The sequence below is a fragment of the Aggregatibacter aphrophilus ATCC 33389 genome (assembly GCF_900636915.1).
Lineage (GTDB): Bacteria > Pseudomonadota > Gammaproteobacteria > Enterobacterales > Pasteurellaceae > Aggregatibacter > Aggregatibacter aphrophilus.
This window is the reverse complement of sequence record NZ_LR134327.1, coordinates 1-21,205: the sequence shown is the minus strand read 5'-3', so window position 1 is coordinate 21,205 and position 21,205 is coordinate 1. Positions and strand designations below refer to the sequence as shown.

25 protein-coding genes and 9 pseudogenes are annotated in these 21,205 nt (G+C 45.0%); 32 read left to right on the top strand and 2 right to left on the bottom strand.

The window, feature by feature from the left end:
- Positions 1–5: 5 nt before the first annotated feature.
- On the bottom strand, positions 6–875 hold the full coding sequence (gene asd, locus EL144_RS00160) for an archaetidylserine decarboxylase (RefSeq protein WP_005704929.1): 870 nt from the start codon (positions 873–875) through the stop codon (positions 6–8).
- Between the two features lie 242 nt (positions 876–1,117).
- On the opposite strand from asd, the gene EL144_RS00155 reads away from it, so the two are divergent.
- The 4 genes and pseudogenes from EL144_RS00155 to EL144_RS00140 form a co-directional block, all read left to right on the top strand.
- Positions 1,118–2,857 carry a bifunctional alpha/beta hydrolase/class I SAM-dependent methyltransferase gene (locus tag EL144_RS00155; protein ID WP_032995416.1) on the top strand — a complete coding sequence of 580 codons (1,740 nt, stop codon included), beginning with the start codon at positions 1,118–1,120 and terminating at the stop codon, positions 2,855–2,857.
- Position 2,858: 1 nt separating this feature from the next.
- Positions 2,859–4,154 (top strand): phosphatase PAP2/dual specificity phosphatase family protein, encoded by a 1,296-nt coding sequence (locus EL144_RS00150; protein WP_005704926.1) that lies wholly within the window; start codon positions 2,859–2,861, stop codon positions 4,152–4,154.
- A gap of 28 nt (positions 4,155–4,182) precedes the next feature.
- Complete coding sequence (locus tag EL144_RS00145; RefSeq protein WP_005704925.1) at positions 4,183–4,548, top strand: hypothetical protein; 366 nt, start codon at positions 4,183–4,185, stop codon at positions 4,546–4,548.
- A 216-nt stretch (positions 4,549–4,764) separates the two neighbouring features.
- Positions 4,765–5,025: pseudogene (locus tag EL144_RS00140) on the top strand (malonyl-ACP O-methyltransferase BioC); the annotation flags it as partial.
- A gap of 241 nt (positions 5,026–5,266) precedes the next feature.
- Here the strand turns inward: EL144_RS00140 and EL144_RS00135 are convergent.
- Positions 5,267–5,965 carry an XRE family transcriptional regulator gene (locus EL144_RS00135; RefSeq protein WP_032995454.1) on the bottom strand — a complete coding sequence of 233 codons (699 nt, stop codon included), beginning with the start codon at positions 5,963–5,965 and terminating at the stop codon, positions 5,267–5,269.
- A gap of 210 nt (positions 5,966–6,175) precedes the next feature.
- On the opposite strand from EL144_RS00135, the gene EL144_RS00130 reads away from it, so the two are divergent.
- The 28 genes and pseudogenes from EL144_RS00130 to EL144_RS11365 all read left to right on the top strand — a co-directional run.
- Positions 6,176–6,427 carry a helix-turn-helix domain-containing protein gene (locus EL144_RS00130; RefSeq protein WP_005544208.1) on the top strand — a complete coding sequence of 84 codons (252 nt, stop codon included), beginning with the start codon at positions 6,176–6,178 and terminating at the stop codon, positions 6,425–6,427.
- A 14-nt stretch (positions 6,428–6,441) separates the two neighbouring features.
- Positions 6,442–8,448 (top strand): transposase domain-containing protein, encoded by a 2,007-nt coding sequence (locus tag EL144_RS00125; protein WP_005705076.1) that lies wholly within the window; start codon positions 6,442–6,444, stop codon positions 8,446–8,448.
- A gap of 34 nt (positions 8,449–8,482) precedes the next feature.
- Positions 8,483–9,400 (top strand): AAA family ATPase, encoded by a 918-nt coding sequence (locus EL144_RS00120; RefSeq protein ID WP_005705078.1) that lies wholly within the window; start codon positions 8,483–8,485, stop codon positions 9,398–9,400.
- Positions 9,400–9,630, top strand: a complete 231-nt coding sequence (locus EL144_RS00115) for a hypothetical protein (RefSeq protein ID WP_005705079.1) — start codon at positions 9,400–9,402, stop codon at positions 9,628–9,630. The genes EL144_RS00120 and EL144_RS00115 overlap by 1 nt, the downstream gene beginning before the upstream one ends.
- 15 nt (positions 9,631–9,645) lie before the next feature.
- Positions 9,646–10,269 carry a DUF3164 family protein gene (locus EL144_RS00110; protein ID WP_005705080.1) on the top strand — a complete coding sequence of 208 codons (624 nt, stop codon included), beginning with the start codon at positions 9,646–9,648 and terminating at the stop codon, positions 10,267–10,269.
- A gap of 10 nt (positions 10,270–10,279) precedes the next feature.
- Entirely contained in the window at positions 10,280–10,480 is a 201-nt protein-coding gene (locus EL144_RS00105) for a hypothetical protein (RefSeq protein ID WP_005705081.1), read from the top strand.
- Positions 10,481–10,482: 2 nt separating this feature from the next.
- Positions 10,483–10,695: an ANR family transcriptional regulator gene (locus tag EL144_RS00100; RefSeq protein ID WP_005705082.1), complete on the top strand. Its 213-nt coding sequence runs from the start codon at positions 10,483–10,485 to the stop codon at positions 10,693–10,695.
- 160 nt (positions 10,696–10,855) lie between these two features.
- Positions 10,856–11,047, top strand: a complete 192-nt coding sequence (locus EL144_RS00095) for a hypothetical protein (RefSeq protein WP_032995457.1) — start codon at positions 10,856–10,858, stop codon at positions 11,045–11,047.
- Complete coding sequence (locus tag EL144_RS00090; protein ID WP_005705084.1) at positions 11,040–11,219, top strand: hypothetical protein; 180 nt, start codon at positions 11,040–11,042, stop codon at positions 11,217–11,219. The genes EL144_RS00095 and EL144_RS00090 overlap by 8 nt, the downstream gene beginning before the upstream one ends.
- A 2-nt stretch (positions 11,220–11,221) precedes the next feature.
- A complete protein-coding gene (locus EL144_RS00085) occupies positions 11,222–11,500 on the top strand; it encodes a hypothetical protein (RefSeq protein WP_005705085.1) in 279 nt (92 codons plus the stop codon).
- 2 nt (positions 11,501–11,502) lie between these two features.
- A pseudogene (locus tag EL144_RS00080) lies at positions 11,503–12,064 on the top strand (DUF5420 family protein).
- A 2-nt stretch (positions 12,065–12,066) separates the two neighbouring features.
- Positions 12,067–12,561, top strand: coding sequence for a DUF551 domain-containing protein (locus EL144_RS00075; RefSeq protein WP_005705088.1), 495 nt, complete (start codon positions 12,067–12,069; stop codon positions 12,559–12,561).
- Between the two features lie 113 nt (positions 12,562–12,674).
- A pseudogene (locus EL144_RS00070) lies at positions 12,675–13,213 on the top strand (hypothetical protein).
- Positions 13,197–13,669: pseudogene (locus EL144_RS00065) on the top strand (gp16 family protein). The pseudogenes EL144_RS00070 and EL144_RS00065 overlap by 17 nt, the downstream one beginning before the upstream one ends.
- Positions 13,666–13,818 (top strand): hypothetical protein, encoded by a 153-nt coding sequence (locus EL144_RS11420; RefSeq protein WP_232010632.1) that lies wholly within the window; start codon positions 13,666–13,668, stop codon positions 13,816–13,818. The pseudogene EL144_RS00065 and the gene EL144_RS11420 overlap by 4 nt, the downstream one beginning before the upstream one ends.
- A gap of 31 nt (positions 13,819–13,849) precedes the next feature.
- Positions 13,850–14,086 carry a Mor transcription activator family protein gene (locus EL144_RS11415; RefSeq protein ID WP_331251155.1) on the top strand — a complete coding sequence of 79 codons (237 nt, stop codon included), beginning with the start codon at positions 13,850–13,852 and terminating at the stop codon, positions 14,084–14,086.
- A gap of 78 nt (positions 14,087–14,164) precedes the next feature.
- Positions 14,165–14,712: pseudogene (locus tag EL144_RS00055) on the top strand (N-acetylmuramoyl-L-alanine amidase).
- Between the two features lie 237 nt (positions 14,713–14,949).
- Entirely contained in the window at positions 14,950–15,183 is a 234-nt protein-coding gene (locus EL144_RS00050; RefSeq protein WP_005705095.1) for a DUF2644 domain-containing protein, read from the top strand.
- A gap of 50 nt (positions 15,184–15,233) precedes the next feature.
- Positions 15,234–15,461, top strand: coding sequence for a DUF2681 domain-containing protein (locus EL144_RS00045; protein WP_232010631.1), 228 nt, complete (start codon positions 15,234–15,236; stop codon positions 15,459–15,461).
- A complete protein-coding gene (locus EL144_RS00040) occupies positions 15,382–15,588 on the top strand; it encodes a hypothetical protein (protein ID WP_089503477.1) in 207 nt (68 codons plus the stop codon). The genes EL144_RS00045 and EL144_RS00040 overlap by 80 nt, the downstream gene beginning before the upstream one ends.
- Entirely contained in the window at positions 15,581–15,799 is a 219-nt protein-coding gene (locus tag EL144_RS00035) for a TraR/DksA C4-type zinc finger protein (protein WP_005705097.1), read from the top strand. Before EL144_RS00040 ends, EL144_RS00035 begins: the two co-directional genes overlap by 8 nt.
- Positions 15,796–16,017, top strand: a complete 222-nt coding sequence (locus EL144_RS00030) for a DUF2730 family protein (protein WP_232010630.1) — start codon at positions 15,796–15,798, stop codon at positions 16,015–16,017. The genes EL144_RS00035 and EL144_RS00030 overlap by 4 nt, the downstream gene beginning before the upstream one ends.
- A 7-nt stretch (positions 16,018–16,024) precedes the next feature.
- A complete protein-coding gene (locus EL144_RS11745; protein ID WP_407923661.1) occupies positions 16,025–16,132 on the top strand; it encodes a DUF2730 family protein in 108 nt (35 codons plus the stop codon).
- Positions 16,133–16,135: 3 nt separating this feature from the next.
- Positions 16,136–16,446: pseudogene (locus tag EL144_RS00025) on the top strand (VpaChn25_0724 family phage protein).
- A gap of 11 nt (positions 16,447–16,457) precedes the next feature.
- A complete protein-coding gene (locus EL144_RS00020; RefSeq protein ID WP_005705101.1) occupies positions 16,458–17,027 on the top strand; it encodes a DUF3486 family protein in 570 nt (189 codons plus the stop codon).
- A pseudogene (locus tag EL144_RS00015) lies at positions 17,024–18,584 on the top strand (terminase large subunit domain-containing protein). Before EL144_RS00020 ends, EL144_RS00015 begins: the two are co-directional and overlap by 4 nt.
- A gap of 9 nt (positions 18,585–18,593) precedes the next feature.
- Positions 18,594–20,173, top strand: a pseudogene (locus EL144_RS00010) (DUF935 domain-containing protein).
- A pseudogene (locus EL144_RS11365) lies at positions 20,160–21,200 on the top strand (phage head morphogenesis protein); the annotation flags it as partial. The pseudogenes EL144_RS00010 and EL144_RS11365, both read left to right, overlap by 14 nt.
- Positions 21,201–21,205: the final 5 nt, after the last annotated feature.

Sequence of the window (21,205 nt, the reverse complement as noted above, 5' to 3'; positions counted from 1 at the left end):
TAAAACTATTTAATGGTGGCGAGGATTTCACCCATTCTTACCGGTACTTCTACCTGCAAATGTTCCGCTAATTTCACACTATCGGCAGGGAATAAATTAATGACCGTTGAACCTAGTTGAAAGGCGCCCATTTCTTGACCTTTGCGTAATTCGATTGCGCTGTCGCCTTGATATGTCCACACTTTGACTTCTCTTGAGCGCGGCGGATTAATGATACCCGCCCAGACGGTGCTCATGCTGGCTGTAATGGTGGCGCCGACTAAAATTTGCACCATCGGGCCGAAGTCCGTATCAAATACACAAATTACCCGTTCATTGCGGGCAAATAGATTCGGCACATGTTCTGCTAAAAACGGATTGACCGAGAATAAATCCCCCGGCACATAAAGCATTTTACGCAGGGTGGCATCGCACGGCATGTGGACACGGTGATAATCACGCGGGGATAAATAAATCGTGGCGAATTCCCCGTTTCTAAAGGTATTGACTAATTCTTCATCACCCGCCAATAAATCAGATAGGCTGAAAAAATGCCCTTTGGCTTGTAATAATAGGTCGTCGTCAATATGGCCGATTTGGCTTACACGACCATCGGCCGGTAAGCAAAGTGCGGTTGGATTTTCATTTATTTTTCGCGCGTCTTCTTTTAACTCACGAATAAAAAATTGATTGAAACTTTTGTAGTCGCTGAAGTGTTCTTTTTGGGCTTCGCTCATGTCCACGTTGTATTTTTTCGCAAAAAGTTGGATCACAAAATGCGTTATCGAGCCCCATTCTTGCTTAGCAAACCAGCCTGCCAGTTGGGTTAAATAGAGTTGCGGTATAACATATTGAAAAGCAACTTTCAGACGTTGCCAATAGGTGAATTTATTCATAATGGTTATTTTTTCTACAAGATTAAATGAATGAGGGGTGATTATAACAACTTATTCGGCTTGTGCAATGACGAGCACTTTTGTGTATTTGGTGTCGCGGAAGAGAAAATTTTCCGATTTTGTGACACATCCGACAAAAATGAATTGCATTTGCAATGTTTGATAATGGTGATGTTGAGTATAATCGAGTGAAAAATACCCCAAATTTCTACCGCACTTTTAACCTAACGAAGGAAGCCAATATGGAACAGGAAAAATATTTTCGCAGTGCCGATGACACCGAACTTTTTTATCGTTATCGCCCGGCAAAAGATGCTAGTTGTAATAAGGCAATTGTGTTGTTTCATCGCGGGCATGAACATTCAGGACGCATGATGTTTGTAGCTGACGAACTGGGTTTTGATGATTTTGCTTATTTTGCTTGGGATGCGCGCGGACATGGTTTGAGCCCGGGCGAACGCGGTGATAGTCCGAGTTTGGGCACCTCCGTTGCCGATATTCAGGCATTTATGCAGCATATTGAACGGGAGTATGGCATCAAGGCGGAAAATATCTGCGTGATCGCGCAAAGTGTCGGTGCAGTGTTGGTTTCTGCTTGGCTACATGATTATGCGCCCAAAATCCGTTGTGCGGTGTTAGCGTCACCCGCTTTTAAAGTGAAACTTTATGTCCCTTTTGCCCGCGCAGGGTTAAAGCTGATGTATCGTCTGCGTGGCAATTTCTTTGTGAACAGCTATGTGAAAGCCCATTACCTTACCCACAATAAAGCCCGTCAAGAAAGTTACAATAACGATAAACTCATTGCTCGCGCGATTTCTGTGCGTATTTTGCTTGGTTTATATGAGGCAGCGGATCGTGTGGTGGCGGACGCTCAGGCGATTACCGTACCAATTCAGCTGTTCATTTCGGGCAGTGACTGGGTCGTACATCATAAGCCACAGCATGATTTTTATAATCATCTAGGCAGTCATATTAAAGAACGTCATATTTTAAACGGTTTTTATCACGATACATTAGGCGAGGAAAATCGAGAAGTGGCGTTTAAAGAAATGCGCCGTTTCATTCGTCAGCGTTTTGCCGAACCGTTACAACGGGTAGATGTTACCCAGGCGCATATTCATAGTGCCAGCCGTATTGAGGCCGATGAGCTGGCAACGCCGCTTTCTCCTTTTAGCCCTCGCGGTGCATTTGGGGCCGCTTATCGTCGATTGATGAAACTTGGTGCAAACTGGAGCGAAGGCCTGAAAATCGGCAAAGAAACCGGTTACGATTCCGGTAGTACGCTGGATTATGTATATCGTCACCAACCACAAGGAACCAATAAATTTGGTGTGTTAGTGGATAAAAATTATTTGAATGCTATTGGTTGGCGCGGCATTCGTCAGCGTAAGGTGAATATTGGTAAAGCGATTCAACTGGCGATGGAAAAATTACGCACAGCAGACAAACCCGTACATGTGCTGGATATTGCCTCTGGTCATGGGCGCTATGTGCTGGATGCGTTAACAGCCGACAGGTTGCCTGATTCTGTGCGATTACGCGATTACAGCCCAATTAATGTGGAAGCAGGACGTAAGCTAATTGAAGAGCGTCAGTTGCAGGATGTGGTGACTTTTGAGCAAATCAACGCCTATGATCGCAATAATTACCAAAACCTTGATCCCCGCCCGACACTGGGGATTGTATCCGGTTTACATGAACTATTTGCCGACAACGATTTGATTATGAATTCCTTATATGGCTTTGGCGATGCTATTGAAGAGGGCGGTTATCTAATTTATACCGGACAACCTTGGCATCCGCAGCTGGAGCTCATTGCCCGTTGTTTAACCAGTCATAAAGAGGGCAATCCGGAGTGGGTAATGCGTCGTCGCAGTCAGCAGGAAATGGATCAGTTAGTGGAAAAAGCGGGTTTTGAGAAAATCCATCAATGGATTGATGAAGACGGCATTTTTACCGTGAGTTTGGCATTAAAAAAATAGTATGCCTATGAAAAAAGCGGTGTCGCATCGTCTCGGTTATTTAGTTGCTGTAGGTGTGCTGTTCTACGCAACTTACGGCTTCAGTAATTGGTTTAGTGCACAACAGGAGAATGTGGCGGAGATTGTCTTTGCTTGGGAAGAACATATTCCTTTTCTGGCATGGACAATCGTACCTTATTGGTCGCTCAATGCCATGTATGCGTTGGCGTTCTTTTTGGCTCGTGACAAGCGGGAATTACAACATTATGTGGCACAATTATTATTGGCGCAGTTGATTGCCATCTGTTGTTTTCTTCTATTTCCGCTGCAATTTAGTTGGCAAAAACCGCCTGCAGACGGGTTTTCAACGCTGTTATTCGATTCCTTGGCGACTTTTGATCAACCTTATAACCAAGCGCCGTCGTTACATATTATTCTGACGATCATTGTTGGTTCATTTTATTGGCGTTATTTACCGAAAATCTGGCGTTTGCCTTTAATTATTTGGCTTGGATTAATTGCGTTATCCGTATTGACGACTTACCAACATCATTTTATTGATATTCCTACCGGTGTTCTGGTGGGCTGTTTGATTTTATGGGCGTTGCCTTATGAAGGAGCAAGTCCGTTACATGGTACAAGAGCCGATAGATTTCGTTTTAAGCTCATGCGATATTACTTAGCGGGCGCGCTCATTTTCTTCCTGCCGACTTTTCTTGGCGGGGCCTATCTTTGGTTTATTTGGATTAGCATTGCATTATTGCTGGTGGCATATGCTTATCTATGGTCAGGGGCAAAGTTATTTCAAAAACAACCGAACGGCAGACATAGCATGGCGGCCACCCTATTGCTTTTGCCCTATTTGTTAGGTGTGAGACTGAATATTTTTTATTGGTTACGACATCAAGTGAAAGTGTCGGAAGTGTTACCTGGAGTGTTTATCGGTAGTGTCACGCAAGCGGCAAACTTTGAGGCCGTGTTGGACCTGTGTGCCGAATATCCTTGTATAAATCCGCCCAAGGATTATGTTTTCATACCAATGTTGGATATGGTTCCCCCCGAATCTACCGAGCTTGTGCGGACGGCGCAGGAAATGCAACGTTTGCACAATAACCACCAATCAGTATTGATCTGTTGTGCTTTGGGTTATGGCCGCAGTGCCGCTGCGATGCTGGTTTGGTTGGCAGTTTATGGAGGTTGTGATAATTTAACCGAAGCCCAACGACAGCTTCGTGTTGCGCGTCCCAATATGATATTGCCCGCAGCTACGAAACAAAAAGTGTTGGAGGCGATCTATCTCTTGCAAAAAACGCGATAAAAACTGACCGCACTTTTAGGAGGAAATTATGTCTGCACAAGCCCGTTTAACCTCTCATTTGCTTGCTACGGCACGTTACATCGGTGTATTGAATCTCGTGGTGTTTGCGTTGTCTTTCCGCCTTGATTCAGGCTTCTTCTGTTTACAGATTTTACTTTGCGCGGCCTTACTCTATTTACATATTCGGATTTATTTTGATCAAATGCTATTTAGCGATTTGGCACATCAGCACATTACTACGGAAGAATTAGATAAGGCACTTGGTGTGTTAAAACGGAAAATGCCACAAGGCGACCGTAATATTGCCGAACGCGTGCAAGGTGCTTTAAGGTTGTGGAAGTATGTTTTATACGGTACAGGAATACAGTTATTGTTACTTTTTTTAGCGAGTTGATTTTATGTTTTATAGCAGAGTGCAATACTGTATAACCTCGAGTAACTCTATGTAATTCAGTGTAAATTTCTTGTAAATCCGTAAAATTTGAGGGTTTTTACGTTACAATAATACCCAATTTTTTCATCACTTATCTAGGCATGCGGTACCTAAGGAACCTCTCATTTTGTGATGGCATCTCTTTTAAATTCTTCCTACATTTTAATTACAATAATCATGATGATTAATAAACAACGTGTTGCACAATTCTTTCATGCGGCATTAGAAAGTTATGAGCAAAATTCTGTTGCTCAGCAGAAAATTGGGCAGCATTTGCTTCAAATATTATTAAATAATCAGTTAAGCGGTTTTCAGAATGTGCTGGAAATCGGTTGTGGGACCGGGATTTTTACCCGTCTGTTAATGCAAAACATTCACCCGAAAAGTTGGGATTTAAATGACTTGTGTGATGTTTCCACTCAGTTAAAAAATAATCTGTGTACCCAACCACTTAATATTAGAAATTGATAACAGGTTAGGACTTAAATTGAATTAAACGGAATTAAGCGGGAAAGAATCAATGAAATAAAGGGCTGAAAGAAATTTTGGCCTTTTTTGTTGGGTGGTTTTGTCGTTAAAGTTGGTTTTAGAAAAAAAGTGGCTAAAATCTAAAAAGGGCGGTTTTAGCCACTTAATTGTAGAAAAACAAAAAGGCGTTTAAAAAACGTTTAAAGACCGTTTAAATTACGCTTTTGCCGATGTAGGCAACTTGTCCGATTATCTCTAAATTGTCCGCTTCCTCTTTGGTTAGCGTTATCGGGGCGTACTCTTCTTTGTTGTCTGAAATGAGCTCTATGCCGTTCCAGTTGAGTTTTACACGCTTAACCCACACGCTTTCGCCGTTTTGCACTAAATAGATTTTATCGCCCTTGATCTCTTTTTTAGAGAGGTCAACCAACATCTGATCGCCGTCATCAATGGTTGGGCGCATGGATGTGCCATCTGCCCAAAATACGGCGGCGTGCGTTGGTTTAATGCCGAGCTTTTGCAACAGGCTGTCCGAATATGGCACTTGCCCGTCGGGCGCGGTTACGCCCTCGTTAAAGCTGCCAAAGCCTGCCGACACGTTTACCGAACAAAAGCAGTCAATCATTGAAACTCCGCTTATTTCGTGCTTTTGTGCGCGTTTAATCGGAGGACTATCAACATCCCCGTTCTTCTCGCCAGTTAGTAAATAACTAGGCTCAACCCCTAATTCTTCCGCAAGGGTAATAATCATTGAAGCTATAGGCTCAGTTTGACTTGTTTCCCAATTCTGCAAGGCAGATAACGAAAGCCCCAAATTCTCTGCCATGGCATTTCTGGAGATTTTTTTCTGCTCTCTTAACTCTCTAATTCGACTTCCTATTGATGAGTTGTTTTTAAACTTAACACGCATAACTTTAAAAAATCCTTGTATTTTCTTTAATGTTTTTAAAGTTGAATTAAAAGTTATTGATTTCAAAGAGATACAATAAACAACCCTTAAAACAACGCTTAATTTTTAATCAATTAACTTTAAAATGACTTTTTTAAAGTTGATTGAGTTGTTTTTATGGTTTATTATCCTCATTAGATTAACGAGTGAAGTTATCTAATGAGGACATAAATGGAAACTAAAAAAACAGCTATTGATTGGCATAGAGAAGACATCAAAGCTGCATTAGCAAAAAAAGGTTGGTCGTTGCGCCAGTTATCGTTGAAACACGGTTACAGCAACGGAAGCACGTTAAAAAATGCGTTAGACCGTCCATGGTTGAAAGGTGAACGCATTATTGCTGAAGCGATTGGCGTACCTGCCGAAGTGATTTGGGCATCTCGCTATGAGCAACGCAACCTTAAAAAATATGCTGACAGATAGTTTTGAGGTTATTTATGAGCGTAAACAACTTAAAAACACACTACTCAGCAAAAGAATTAGTTGGTTTAAGTTTAGCAACTTTGCCTAATTCGGTGCAAGGAATACTTTACCAAGCTAAAAAGAATTGCTGGGCAACTCAAAAAAGAGTTGGTAAAGGCGGTGGTGTTGAATATGCCGTGAAATCCATGCCGGAAGACGTGCAAGCCGAAATCGTGGTGAAACTTGGCAAAAGTGCGGTGAAAAATCTCCCAGTTTTAGCCGAGGAAAGTGCGCCTGTTGATGCGCAGTTGTTGTGGGCGACCTATGAACAAGGCACGGCAAAGCAACAACAAAAAGCGCAAATGAAGCTTGGCATTATGTTTGCGGTGGCCGAATTGGTCAACGGTGGCGTGAAGATTTTGGATGCGTTGGCATTGGTATGCCATAAACACAACCAAGATGGCGAGAAATCGGTCACGGTGAGTGCACTTAAGTCTTGGTGGTATCAAGTTAAAGACGCTGATCGTAGTTTGTGGCTACCGCTTTTAATGGATAGCTACGGTGCGCACAGCGAAAGCCGCGAGGCCGCTTTTACCTCTGAAGCCTGGGCATTTTTCCGCGCCGACTATTTCCGTAATGAGCGCCCTCAGTTTGGATCTTGTTATGAACGCTTGAAACGTGCGGCAAGTGCGAACGGTTGGGTTATCCCAAGCCCCTCTAGTATTAAGCGCAAAATCTTGCGCGAAATCCCAAAAACCCACCAAACCTATTTAAGAGATGGCACTTATGCGTTGAGCCGCATGTATCCATCGCTCATTCGTACCGTTGCCGGCATTGAAGCAATGGAATGGGTCAACGGGGACGGTTATAAGCATAACGTTTGGGTGAGATGGCATAACGGCCACATTATCCGCCCTAAAACGTGGCTTTGGCAGGATGTGCGCACCCGCAAAATCTTGGCGTATCGGTGCGATGAGTCGGAAAACACCAACATGATCCGCTTGGCGTTGCTTGATGTCGTGAATAAGTACGGTATCCCGAAACACTTAACCATCGACAACACCAAAGCGGCAGCCAATAAGAAAATGACAGGCGGGGTGAAAAACCGTTACCGCTTTAAAGTGCGGGAAGATGAGGTGCAAGGGATTATTCCGGCGCTTGGCATCCAACTGCACTGGACAACGGTGCGCTACGGCCGAGGACGGGGGCAAGCCAAGCCGATTGAGCGTGCATTTTCGCACGGTGGCTTGGGTGAGCTTGTGGATAAGCACCCTTTACTTGCCGGCTACCACGCAGGTGACAACGCATTAGACAAGCCTGATAACTACCAAGGCAACAAGGCGGGCGTGGACTATGAGAGTTTTATTTTAGCCCTCGAAGAAGGCATACAGATGTTTAACGAACGCCAAGACCGCGCCACTGAAATTTGCCAAGGCAAACTGAGTTTTAATCAAGCATTTGAACGGGATTATGCGGTTGCCGAGAAACGTTGGGCAACGCCTGAACAACTGCGCTACTTACTCACATTACACGAAGAAGTCACGCTAAAAGACAACGGCACCTTTACGTTAAAAGCCGGTGGCGAAGTGCAAGGATTACGCAACCGATACGAGGCTTACGAGTTGATTGGTACAAGCCACAAGAAAGTGGTGGTGCGTTACGACCCGAACAATTTGCACGATGCGGTTTGGGTGTACAGCTTGGATGGAAGTTATTTAGCCGAGGCGCACTGTACGGTGGATGCCGCCTTTGGCGACACAAGTGCGGCACAAGACCACTCTCGCAAAGAGCGCGAATTTGTACGCCACACCCAAAAAGCGGCGAAAGCGGCACAGGATATGGCAATCCAAGAGGCAGCCGCCTATATGCCACCGGTGGAGTTTGAAGAAAACCAAGAGGCGGAAGCCCAAATGTGGCAAGTCATTAAAGAAGGCACCGCATTACGCAAAGTGGAAGTCGTGCCGGAGGATGAACAAGAAGACGAAGCCGAACAATGGCTGATGAAAGGCATCGCCATGTTGAAAGAAGAAAAAGGGCTTTAAAGCCAGTTTAAACCACCTTTAAGGAGCGAAAAAAATGACATTAAGAGAGCAAATTAGCTTATTAATCAAACAAGGCAAGCTCACGCAAGCCAAGTTAGCGCGCGAAACGGGCGTAAACGGCGGGGCATTGAGTGCATGGCTAAACGAAAAATACACCGGCAATGTAGAAACAGTGGAAGAACCCATTAAAAACTGGATGGCCTTAAACGAACGTAAAGTGCAGGTGTTTGTTGAAGCGCCAAGTTTTATCGAAATCCCGACTGCTAAAACGGTGTTTGGTGTGCTTGATATGGCGCGCATTTTGCCAACGATGGTGACCATTTACGGCGCCAGTGGCGTAGGCAAAACGAAAGCCTGCCAAGCCTATCAACAACACAACACCAACGTGTGGATGATTACCGCAAGCCCGGCACGCGCCACGTTAAGCAGTATTTTGTATGAATTGGCATTAGAGCTTGGCATTAATGATGCGCCACGCCGTAAAGACCGCCTAAGCCGTTTAATTGTTAAAAAGCTACAAAAATCAAAAGGTTTGGTGATTATCGATGAAAGCGACCACTTGCCTTATGACGCTCTTGAAGAAATCCGCATTATCCAAGAAGAAGTCGAAGTCGGCTTTGCCCTAATCGGTAACGACAAGGTTTACAACCGCATCCAAGGCGGGGTGAACCAAGCGCACGAATATGCGCGCCTTTGGAGCCGTATTGGTAAGCATACGCCTATCAAGGGGAGCAGTAAGGCCGATATTAAAGCGATTGCAGGTGCTTGGGGTTTGGATACTGACGATAAAGATTTGATGACCGTACTTAATAGTATCGGCACCAAGGCAGGCGGTTTACGCGCGTTGACGCAGTATTTAAAACTTGCCGCTATCACCGCCAAAGCACAGGGCACCGCAATTACATTAGACCTGATTTTAATCGCACAAAAACAAATGACCGGGGGCAACTGATGAAAACCTTAAAAACGGCTTTGATTTTGACCGCACTTTTGAGCGGTGTCGCCCAAGCGGAAACGCTGAAATGTGCTGATAGCGATGAGTTGTGTTGGCAACAAGCGGCAAATGCAGAATGGCGCGAAGAATTTGGCGATATGCCACCGCCATTGACGGCCGAAGCCGAAAAAGAAGTGCGTGCATGGCTCGCCAAACACTACCCAAACACTGATTTTAGTAACCCGTAAAAAAAGGAAAAACAAATGGAAACTCAAAAAGTAACAATCCCCGAAGGCTATCGCAAAGACGCACGCGGCGCGCTTATCCCTGAGGCATCAATTAAAGAAATCGACAAAGTGCGAGATGAGTTGGTGCTTGAAATTGTGCGCAAGGCCGTAGCGACTAACCAAGTCATGAAAGACTTTAAAAGTGAAGTGTTTGGCGACATCGCCGCCTTTGTCGAACTTTCCGCTGCGCAGTATGGCGCAAATTTAGGCGGTAAAAAAGGCAACGTCACACTTTATAGCTTTGACGGTGAATACAAAGTGCAACGCGCTATCGCCGAATCATTGCAATTTGATGAACGCATCCAAGCGGCTAAAGCATTAATTGACGCCTGTTTGCAAGACTGGACAGAAGGCAGTCGCCCTGAGCTTAAAACCATTATTGACCGCGCGTTTGACGTGGATAAGGAAGGCAATCTTAACTCAAACAAGATTTTAGCCCTACGCCGCGTGGACATCCAAGACCCACGCTGGAAATGCGCGATGGACGCTATCTCCGACAGCGTGCAGGTGGTTGGCTCAAAAAGCTATATCCGAGTTTATAAACGCGTCGGCGACACCGACAAATACGAACCAATTAGTCTTGATTTAGCAAGCATTTAAGGAGCGCAAAATGAACTACTTAGGATTAACAGGAAGAAAAGAATATCCGGACCTAATTAATTTAGACCAAGTAACCATCATTAAAGCGGATAAAAACGAAGATGGGACCGTAAAACTGACATTTAACTTTGTCAACGGGTCAACTGTGACGGCGGATAGAGTCACCGCAGCAGATTACACCCGAATATTAAACTCAATTAGACGGGATTAATCATGGAAATGACCTACAAGGACTTATCCGAGCTGGCCGTTGAAGTGGAACGTGCGGGGGATTTGAGTTATGCCGCGACGCTTTGGTTTAAGGCGGCAGATATCGCCAAAAAAACGGTTAATCAAGATTGGGCAATTACGCGCGGTGAATTTTGCGAACACTGGCACCCAAGATTAAAACGCAAGAAACAAACGGAGGTAAAGCAAGATGGATGAACGCTTAATAACACTGCTGAGTATATGGGGGTGGGCTAGCTTTGCATTGATTGTGATCTTGCTTGCTTGCAAAGGCCGATAAAGCCCATTTACAGCGCATTTAAGCACGGTTTAAGTGCGCTGAATAATGAGTTTTAGAATAACAACTAAGGAGCGAATAATGGCTAAATATCTCGTCAGGCTAGATTGCACGGTGGAATTTGCAATTGAAGCCGAAAACATGCAACAAGCGATGGACGCTTGCGATTTGAATAACAATGACCTCACCCAAATGGCGCACATCATCACCGAAGTGTATGACGTGATTGAGGTTGAGCCTGTGCCATCCAAAGGGGATGAATACTATGATTGACAAAGATAAAAAGTCGCATGTAACTATCCAATTGGCACAGATTATTGAGCAGTTAGAAATGGCCAAGGAAATGTGGCAGGAAGATGATGATAAAGCGTGCTTGAAGCTATTACAGGCAGCAAGCAGAGAAATGAAATGTGTGGCGTGGAAGATTACGCCGGTGTTGGAGTGAGTATGGCAGAGCTAACAACAGAAGACCTAAAAGTTGGGCATGTTTATTCGGCGAAACGCCCTCAAACATACGGATTCGCCCGTTTATTGGGAGATAGACAAATCCTTTGGGTTGGGATGATTTATGACAACAAAGAAGGGTTCGTCCAGGGGTTGCAATATGACAGCCCGTCAGTAAAAGATGGACGGCATTATCCGAAAATTAGCGTAACCAAATTTTTAAAATGGGCAGACGCCGACATAACCGAAATAATGCCTAAGGGCGAATGGAGAAAGGGGTAAAAATGAAACCTGAATTTAGATATTTTAAATGTGCATTAAATGTTGAACCGGTTAAATCACTTTATCAACAATGGAATATCGACCACGAACAACGAAACAAAGAATTAGACGTAATTTTTGACACTATCCCGTTTTATGAGTTTTGGCGCGGCAGTGAAAGTCGAATTTATGGCATTGTATGTAGCGAAAACAATCCTGAATTTGAAAAAATTAAAGAGGATAAAACCTATAAATTTGAAATGATTGAAGGTGGGAAAGTGAATATTACCGGCAACAATCGCACCAAAGCCGGCAAGGCGTTTAACGCTAAAATCCAAGAACTCAGAAATATATTAAATCAATATCCAAGTTTTAATGATTTTATGATAAGCGAGTTAGCGCTTAATTGTTGGGTGTTTGCGAGTAACATGGCATATATCGCAGTGTGTGGTGTGGCAAGCGATCACTTTATCGCAAAAATACCGGGTGAAATCAGAAGGCTTCGGTGGTGATGATTTTCCGGCAATCCCTGAGTGTTTAACGGAAATCAAACAAAGTGAATTTTTGATGTTACAAGGAAAATAAAAATGAACAAATATTTTGCTTATGACGCGTTAGAACGTGAGTTCACAACGCACGATACATTAGACGAAGCTAAATCACAAGCACAAGACTGTGTCGACCAGATATTTGAATTTGGCACAAATGATGGATTTGATACTGACCTTGAAGACGCTATAAAAGAGGGGTGTTTTGGGGTTGTGTTAGGCGGATTTGATTTACCGACCAGACCGCTCACCGAAGAGGAAAAAGAACTCTATGCCGATGAGTTCATTCACATGGTTGAAAATCCTCCGGTGCTTGTTGAGTATCCACAAAATGGCTGGATTAAGTGTTCGGAACGGTTGCCAGGCGATTGGAGTGAAGTTTTATTTGCAATGAAGGTACCGGAATCCGAATCCGGGTGGCTAATTAGAACGGGCAGCTACTTTGAAGATGGTATGGGATTTTGTAGTTTTGACGGTGTAGAGTTTGAAGGTGTAACACATTGGAAACCGTTGCCACAACCACCAATCGACTAAAACCCATTTACAGTCCATTAAATCTTCCCTAACCCTCTTTACAAAAGAGGGGAATAAGTTAGATGAAGTGGGCTGAATAATGTGTTTTAAACCTAGTTTAAAGGAGTTTTAAAGTGAAATTATGCCGTTGCCCGGTTTGCCATAGTGACATCCACTTGGATGTGCTATTAGAAGATGACGCGGGGCGTGAAATGTTGGGTATTATTACCAATTTACGCGGCGACAATGCCCGTGCGTTGGTGAGTTATATTTCCCTATTTAGACCGGGAAAAGCGCATTATCTAACTCAAGAGCATTAAAATTAATGCAAGAGGTGTTGGATATGTATCAGCCGAGTCCGTTGTTGTCCCATGCGCTCACCGAAACTGTCAGTGGCGTGATGAAAAACCGCCGTGAAACCCGAAATGTGGTAGCGTTAACAAATCACAATTATCTCAAAAAGGTGTATGAGGGGGCGAAACCGTTATTTGCTGTGGTGCGCAATGAGCAAGGTAAAAGTACGGTGGAAAATACGGAAAAATTGGAAGAAGACAAGCGTACGGCTGCAATACAGTACATTGAGCAATATGCTGCTATTGGGCAATTGGAATTTGTAAAGAATATGCCGGAATATACAATTTGGTTGGAATGGAAAAATGATACTAGACGTTAAATTAACTAAACCTAAACTTATCCAGCTGATCCATATTGCAAAAAGCAAGTTAAATATGGATGAGTTAAGTTATCGTGTGTTGTTGGATAATCTAACCGGCAAAACAAGCACCACTAAAATGACGATTGAGGAGCTTTTAAAAGTGTACGAAAGCATGAAAGATAAGGGGTTTAAACCACAAGTCAGAAAAGGCAGAACACCGGTAACTGAACATGCGATTGTGAAATCCCGAATCACTCACAAAATCCGCGCAATTTGGATACAAATGCACAAAGCAGGCATTGTTAAAGACGGCTCGGAGCGTGCGTTAAATCGGTTTATGCACAATACATTGTTTAAAGCAAAAAACAATCAACCAAATCAGCTAATCAAGCTCAATGTGCAAAGTTTAGATGACGACGAAGCAACAAACTACTTGAGATTTTGAAAAAATGGCAACGGAGAGCGCAAGTATGACAGACGAACAACACGATTTATTTGCAGATGACCACGAGATGGTCGGGCAGTTATTTGATAAGTTAGATCACATTCCGGATGATGAATTATCCAAGTCTTGGGAAAGCGTGTTAGTCAAATTAGTGCAGTTGATTAAAAGCCGAATTTAGCCGACAAGGAAAGAGCTTTGATGATAAGACTATCGAAAAAATAATCCTTGTCATATCGCACTATCTCGGCGGTCGTGCTATCTACCTGCCGCGCGCAGACAGACTAAAAGAAGCACTCCGCGACTATGCTATCTATAATGATTTTAACGGCGGTAATGTGCGGGCATTAAGTGAGCGTTACGGCTTGTCTGAGCCGCATATTTACGCTATTATCCGCAAACAACGTAACATCATCAAAAAACGCTATCAGCCTGAATTACCCTACTAAATTTAGTGATAGACAATAAACCCGAATAGCTCCTTACTTTGTTTAAACTCCCTTTAAAACATTAAAGGGAGTTTTTTTATGTCTTTACCCATCCACAAAATAGTGATCCATTGCTCGGCCACACAAAACGGCAATCAATTACGCACTGCCACACAAACCGCCGCACAACGCATTGATGAGTGGCACAAAGCCGCGCGGATTTAAACGTGACGCCGCAAAATGCAAACAATTTAACCCGCACTTAACCTCTATCGGCTACCACTTTGTGATTGATACTGACGGCACCGTGGAAAACAGGCCGTCAAGTTGGTGAAGACGGGGCGCATGTAAAAGGCCACAACCAACATTCCGTCGGCATTTGCCTAGTCGGTGGCGTCACCAAAAGAGGCAAAAACCACGGTGAATACACCGAGGCGCAGTGGATTGCACTGCACAAACTCTTACGCAAACTCGAAAGTCAACATCCCAGTGCTCGCATTTGTGGACATCGTGATTTAAGCCCTGATTTAAACGGCGACGGCACGATTACGCCGAACGAGTGGCTGAAAGATTGCCCTTGTTTTGATGTATGGGCATGGCTTGATAGTGAGCAAATGATTAACTTTGACCATTTGTATAAGGGGTAAATGATGGGGCTTCCCGATCTGTTTATTTGCCGTTTGCAGTTTTGGTGCTGTTATATCGTTTATGCATGACAAGACTGACATAGCGATTTTATTTTTGATTGTCGCAGTATGTCTAATTGGCATTATGTTTACTGTGATTAGCGTCAGTTTTGATGTTGTTACCGATTGCCAAGATTACGGCAAATTCAAAATAGGCGTTAATTTTTACCGTTGCGAGCTTATACAGGGGCAATAATTATGTTTTCACAGCTTTACACTAACGCGGACGGCCGATTGTCCACAACCGCATTTATCCAGTTTTTCGGCGCGATTTTAATGGCCGTTATCCTCTGCTTTTGCGCATGGGTTGACCGTCCTTATGTGCCGGAAATGTTTATGTACTTTGCCATTTTTTGCGCAGGCGGTGCAGCAACCAAGGGCTTTGCTAACGCATTAAATCGCAACAGACACAGAGACCCTAATTATGATTAATTTAAGCCTAATTGGCGCGCTTGGCGCCGTTATCTTGGCCATCATCGGCTATGTGTATTTTTAAAATCCGCAGAATTAAATCTCACGCAGAGAGCCTGTCTCGTGCAAACGCGGAATTAACAACCAAAAACGAACAGCTCAAGACCGAAAAAGCGGTCGTTGAGAAACAAGTTAAAAACTACAAAGTGAAGCAAAAAAATGATGAAACAACTCATGGTCTTGGTCGCGACTCTGTTGTTGACGAGTTGCGCAAAAACAACGACTTACGCGCCGAATAATAGTTGCGCAGGCTTTGCCATTATTAAAGCCTCGGAAAAGGACACGCTAGGCACGTTGCGCCAAGTGTTAGCCCATAACAAAACCTATCGCACCATTTGCGAGAAGGAATCACAACCCAATGAATGACATTGTTGATAAAACCCAAGAAAGGGAAGAAATAATGTGGGATAACTGGCGCAAACAACAGGCATCGGCGCAACAATTTGCCAATGCCATGAACACGGCGCGGTATTGTATGGATTGCGGTGCGCTTATCCCCCCAGCCCGCATTAAAGCCATGCCGCACTGTGTGCGTTGTGTAAGTTGTCAACAAGAACACGAAGAATCACAAAAATGATGGAAATTATCTCTTTTATCCAGAAAAACTGGAGCATTATCGCCACCCTTTTTGGCGTTATAGGAACCCTTTTTTGGCTCAAAATGGATAGTAAATATGCCAAAAAAAGCGATATTTACATGCTGCAAGATGGCATCGAAAAAAACGATGAACGGTTGACAAAAAATGGAATTAAAAGTGGACGCGTTACCCACTGCAAAAGATTTTGCATCACTTGAAAAATTGATGACAAAAATTGAAGGCGAAACGAAGGCCACTAACGCCACATTAAGCGCAATTAGCCGCCAAACGGGCTTATTGCTGGAAGATAAAGTTTTGAACCGAAAGGAATAAATCATGCACGATATTTTTACTAAAGACCAACGTCTTGTCATGCTCCGCACGCTTGCGGAAGACGGCTACGACGCTAACGAGTCCATCTTACAAGATGTATTAACCGCCTACGGACACAACATCAGCCGCGATTTGGTGCGCAATCATGCGATTTGGCTCGAAGAACAAGGTTAGTCAAAATCAAGCGCATTGACACCGGCAAAGGTGAGTTTTTTGTCCTCGTCATCACTCAAAGAGGGTTAGACGTGGCACAAGGGCGCGTTATCGTGGACGGCGTTAAACGCCCCGTCACCTCACCTTTAAACCGACTTTAAAGGGGCTTTAAATGAGTGATAAAACCACCCGCGGGCGCGCATCAAAAGTTGATTTATTACCACCGGACATCAAAACCCGCCTTGCCATGATGTTGCGCGACAAGATGTTTTCACAGGCTGAAATTTTGGAAGAAATTAACGATCTCATCCGCGATTGTGGCTTGCCGGAAACCGCACTTTTGAGCAAAACAGGGCTTAACCGCTATGCCAGCAAGATGGAAAAGATGGGGGCAAAAATCCGCGAAAGCCGCGAGATGGCCGAAATCTGGACGAAGCAAATCGGCGAAGCGCCGCAATCGGATGTTGGCAAACTCTTAATGGAGGCGGTCAAGACCATTGCCTTTGATAAGGCCATGGCGTTAGGTCAAGATGATGATGTCGACCCTAAAGTCATTAATCAGCTTGCTTTAGTAGCCAACCGAATTGAGCAAGCACAAGCTATCAACGAGGAGCGGGAGCGCAAAATTCGCAAAGAGGTGGCGCAACTTGCCGCAGAAACGGCGGAAAAAGTGATTTCGCAAGCCGGACTATCGCAAGAAACCGTTGACCACCTGAAAGCAAAAATTTTGGGGATTGCATGATGAAGTTACCGGATTTTATCCCGTTTGATCCGAAAGAATTATTATTGGGCTATCAAAAGCGCTGGGTTGCTGATGATAGCCCTTTAAAAATTGCCGAAAAGTCCCGTCGAACAGGTTTAACCTGGGCGGAAGCGGCAGATGATGTATTAATTGCGGGCAGAGCAAAATCAGACAGCGGGTCTGATGTTTTTTATATCGGCTCCAACAAAGAGATGGCACGCGAGTTTATTGACGCGGCGGCCATGTGGGCGGAAAACTTTAACCAAGCCGCCGGGCAAATCCAAGAAGAGATTTTTGATGACGAAGACAAGGACATTTTAACCTACGTCATCTACTTTGCATCGGGCTTTAAGATTAAAGCACTCTCATCCAACCCTAAAAACTTGCGTGGTATGCAAGGGGTCGTGTGTATTGACGAAGCGGCATTTCACGAAAAACTAGCCGAAGTTCTGAAGGCGGCTCTTGCGCTTACCATGTGGGGCGCAAAAGTGCGGTTAATCTCAACTCATAACGGCGTGGACAATCTGTTTAACCAATTAATCCAAGATAGCCGCGCGGGTCGCAAAAGCTACTCCATCCACACTATTACACTAGATGACGCGTGCAAAGAGGGGCTTTACCAACGTATTTGCCAGGTGTCAAAACAGGAATGGTCACCAGCAAAAGAAGATGCCTGGAAGCGCGGTTTATTGCGTGACACCTCCACGGAAGAAGACGCACTGGAAGAATACTACTGCGTACCAAAACGAAGCTCCGGTGGTTATATCCCTCGTCCGCTAGTTGACCGCGCGGCGAATCCGGATAAGGTCAAACTTGCATTTGAATGCGACAGCAAGTTTATAGACTACAGTGAGATGGAGCGTATTACGCTAGTCAATGAATGGCTAATCAAAGACGTTTTACCGCACTTAGACGCGCTAGATAAAGATATGCGTCACTCGTTTGGGTGTGACTTTGCGCGTAAAGGCGACTTGAGTATTTTTAGCGTTTGTGCCGTGCAACCGACTACGGCACGCCACATGGATATCACCCTTGAGGTGCGTAATTGCCCTTATGAGCAACAAAAACAAATCGTATTTTTTGTGTTAAAACACATCCCACGTTTTATCGGTGCGGCATTTGATGCCACCGGAAACGGGGGGTATTTAGCGGAGTCCGTGCTATTGCGTTATGGCGCAAGCATGGTCGAGACGGTGCAGTTAAATGATAAATGGTACCGCGAGTGGATGCCAAAATATAAAGCGCTATGAAAGCGGACTGATCCAAATCCCGCAAGATGAAGAAATCATCTTAGACCAAGGGCACATTGTGGTGATTAATGGCGTACCGAAAATCGACCGCGCCCGCAATCAAGGCAAAAGCGGACAGCGCCACGGAGACAGCGCGGTGTCGTATTGTATGGCAGTGCGAGCAAGTTATATGACGGGCGGAGAAATTGAGTTTACACCACTGCCCGCCAAACACCAAAGCGCGACAGGCGGCCGAAATTTTGAATACTCCAACAGCGAAAAAGAAGACCTTAAGGCCGAGTTTGGCTCTGATTGGGATAATATTTAAGGATTACTTATGCAAAGCAAAATTTTAGACATCCACGGCAAACCATTTGCTTTTGATGACGAGCTACAAACCGAAAATGACAGCCGCTTAGGTTGGTTGCAACGTCATTATAGTGAGCACCCGGCAAGCGGTCTTACCCCATCCAAAGCGGCAACATTATTACGTGCCGCTGAAATGGGCGACTTAATCGGACAATGTGAATTGGCCGAAGATATGGAGGAAAAGGACTCACACTTGCAATCGGAGCTCGGCAAGCGCCGTAATGCCATCTTGACAATGGATTGGCAAATTGCCCCGCCGCCTAATGCCGGTGCGGCAGAACAACGAGACGCACAAATGCTCGAAGAAATCTTGCGTGACGCAACGTGGCTGGATGATTGCATTTTTGATGCGACTGACGCCATTTTGAAAGGGTTTAGTTGCCAAGAAATCGAGTGGGAACCGGGCCTTGTCAGCGGCCTGAAATTAATCCGTAATGTTAACTGGCGCGACCCTGCGTGGTTTATGACGCCGCAATATGACCGCAATACATTACGCTTGCGCGATGGCACAGAAAAAGGCGTGGAGCTGGCTAAATTTGGATGGATTACGCATATAGCCAAGGCGAAAACGGGTTATTTGTCCCGTATTGGTCTTGTGCGCACCTTGGTTTGGCGTTTATTTATCGCAACTACTCCGCCCGAGATTTTGCCGAGTTTTTGGAGATTTATGGCCTGCCATTGCGCCTTGGTAAATATCCGGAAGGGGCTACCAACAACGAGAAAAATACATTGTTACGGGCGGTAATGAGTATCGGTCATAACGCAGGCGGCATCATCCCGCGCGCCATGGAGATTGAATTTGCCAAGGCGGCTGACGGCAATGCGGCAGAATTTATGGCGATGATTGACTGGGCGGAAAAATCCATGTCTAAAGCGATTTTAGGCGGCACGCTCACCTCGCAATCTGATGGCAAGACCTCGACCAATGCCCTTGGCAATGTACACAATGAGGTGCGCCAAGAATTACGTGACGCCGATTTAAAACGCTTAGCCGCAACGCTAACCCGTGATTTGGTGTACCCGCTTTATGCGCTTAACTGTAAGTCATTTAACGACGCGCGCCGCATACCACGATTTGAATTTGACACCGCCGAAAGTGAGGATATTAATAGCTTTGGTGAGGGATTGGGCAAGTTAGTTGACATCGGGTTTAAAATCCCGTTGCAATGGGCGCAAGATAAAATGCAAATCCCTGTTGCAGCCGAGAATGAAGACGTATTAAGCCGAACACAGCCCAAAGCCGAACCGGAAGACCCGCGCAAAAAAGCCATATTAAGCGCTAACCTACCGGAGCTTAAATTTAACACAATCCACCGCGACCCCGACGACTTAATCGACGAGCTGGAGCCTACGGCAGAAGAATACGAGTCGGTGATTGACCCGATGTTAAAACCGATTGTGGACGCTATCCGCACAGGTGGCTATGAATACGCACAAACCCGCCTGGCCGAACTCTATCAAGATTTGGACGATGACGCGTTGGAGCAAATGCTTACCCGTGCATTATTTGTTAGCGACTTGATAGGACGTCTCAATGCCAACCGCTAATCTAGATATGCGCGAGCTATTGCGCATGGAGCCTAAACTTGCCGTTGACTATCTCAAGGCCAAGGGGTATGCCATCGCCTGGAATTGGCAAGAAGCCCTTGAGGATGCCCACGCGCGGGCGTTTACCGTGGCAAAAGTCACCCGCATGGATATTTTAGAGACTATCCGCACGGCCACCGTGGAAGCCATTGAAAAAGGCATCCCGGAGCGCGAATATATCAACAATTTGCGCCCCAAACTGGAGGCGTTGGGATGGTGGGGAAAAGTTAAAGTGTCTAATACCAACGGCACGGAGCAGACGATACAGCTCGGCAGTCCGCGCCGCTTACAAACGATTTTACGCACCAATAAAATCACCGCTTACCATGCCGCGCGCTACGCCGAACAAATGGCCAACGCCGATGAACAGCCCTATTGGCAATATTTGGCGATTAAAGATAGTCGCACTCGGGCAAGTCATTTAGCCTTGCACGAGAAGGTGTATCGTTATGACGACCCGATTTGGGATGTCATGTATCCGCCCAATGGCTGGAATTGTCGTTGCCGGTGCGTGCGTTAAGCCAAAGACGGTTAGACAAAATGGGGCTTGAGGTAAGTCAATCGGGCGGCAGAATTAAACAGGATTGGGCGCTTGCGGGCGTGGATAAGGCCACCGGCGAAGAAACCCATGCCAAAGTGTATAGCCTAACGACCGATAAAGGCACCATTACCACGGACGCAGGATGGAGCAATAATGTTGGCAAAAGTGCGGTAGGAAATGACATCGTTTTAATCCGTAAAATCTTAGATGCCAAAAAACCGTGATTTACGTAGTCAGACTATCCAAGCAATCAACAAAAGTGAAGCGCGGCATAAGGCATTTGAGAATTGGGTTAAAGCCAACCTGAATAATCGTGGGGCAAGTGACCGATATATTAGCGCAGGTATTGTGTCTGAGGATATTGCTGACGATGTTAAGCAAATTACCGGACAAACAAGCCAACGCCTGCTTGTTATGACCGAAAGAAACTTATTACATGCCAATAGTCATAA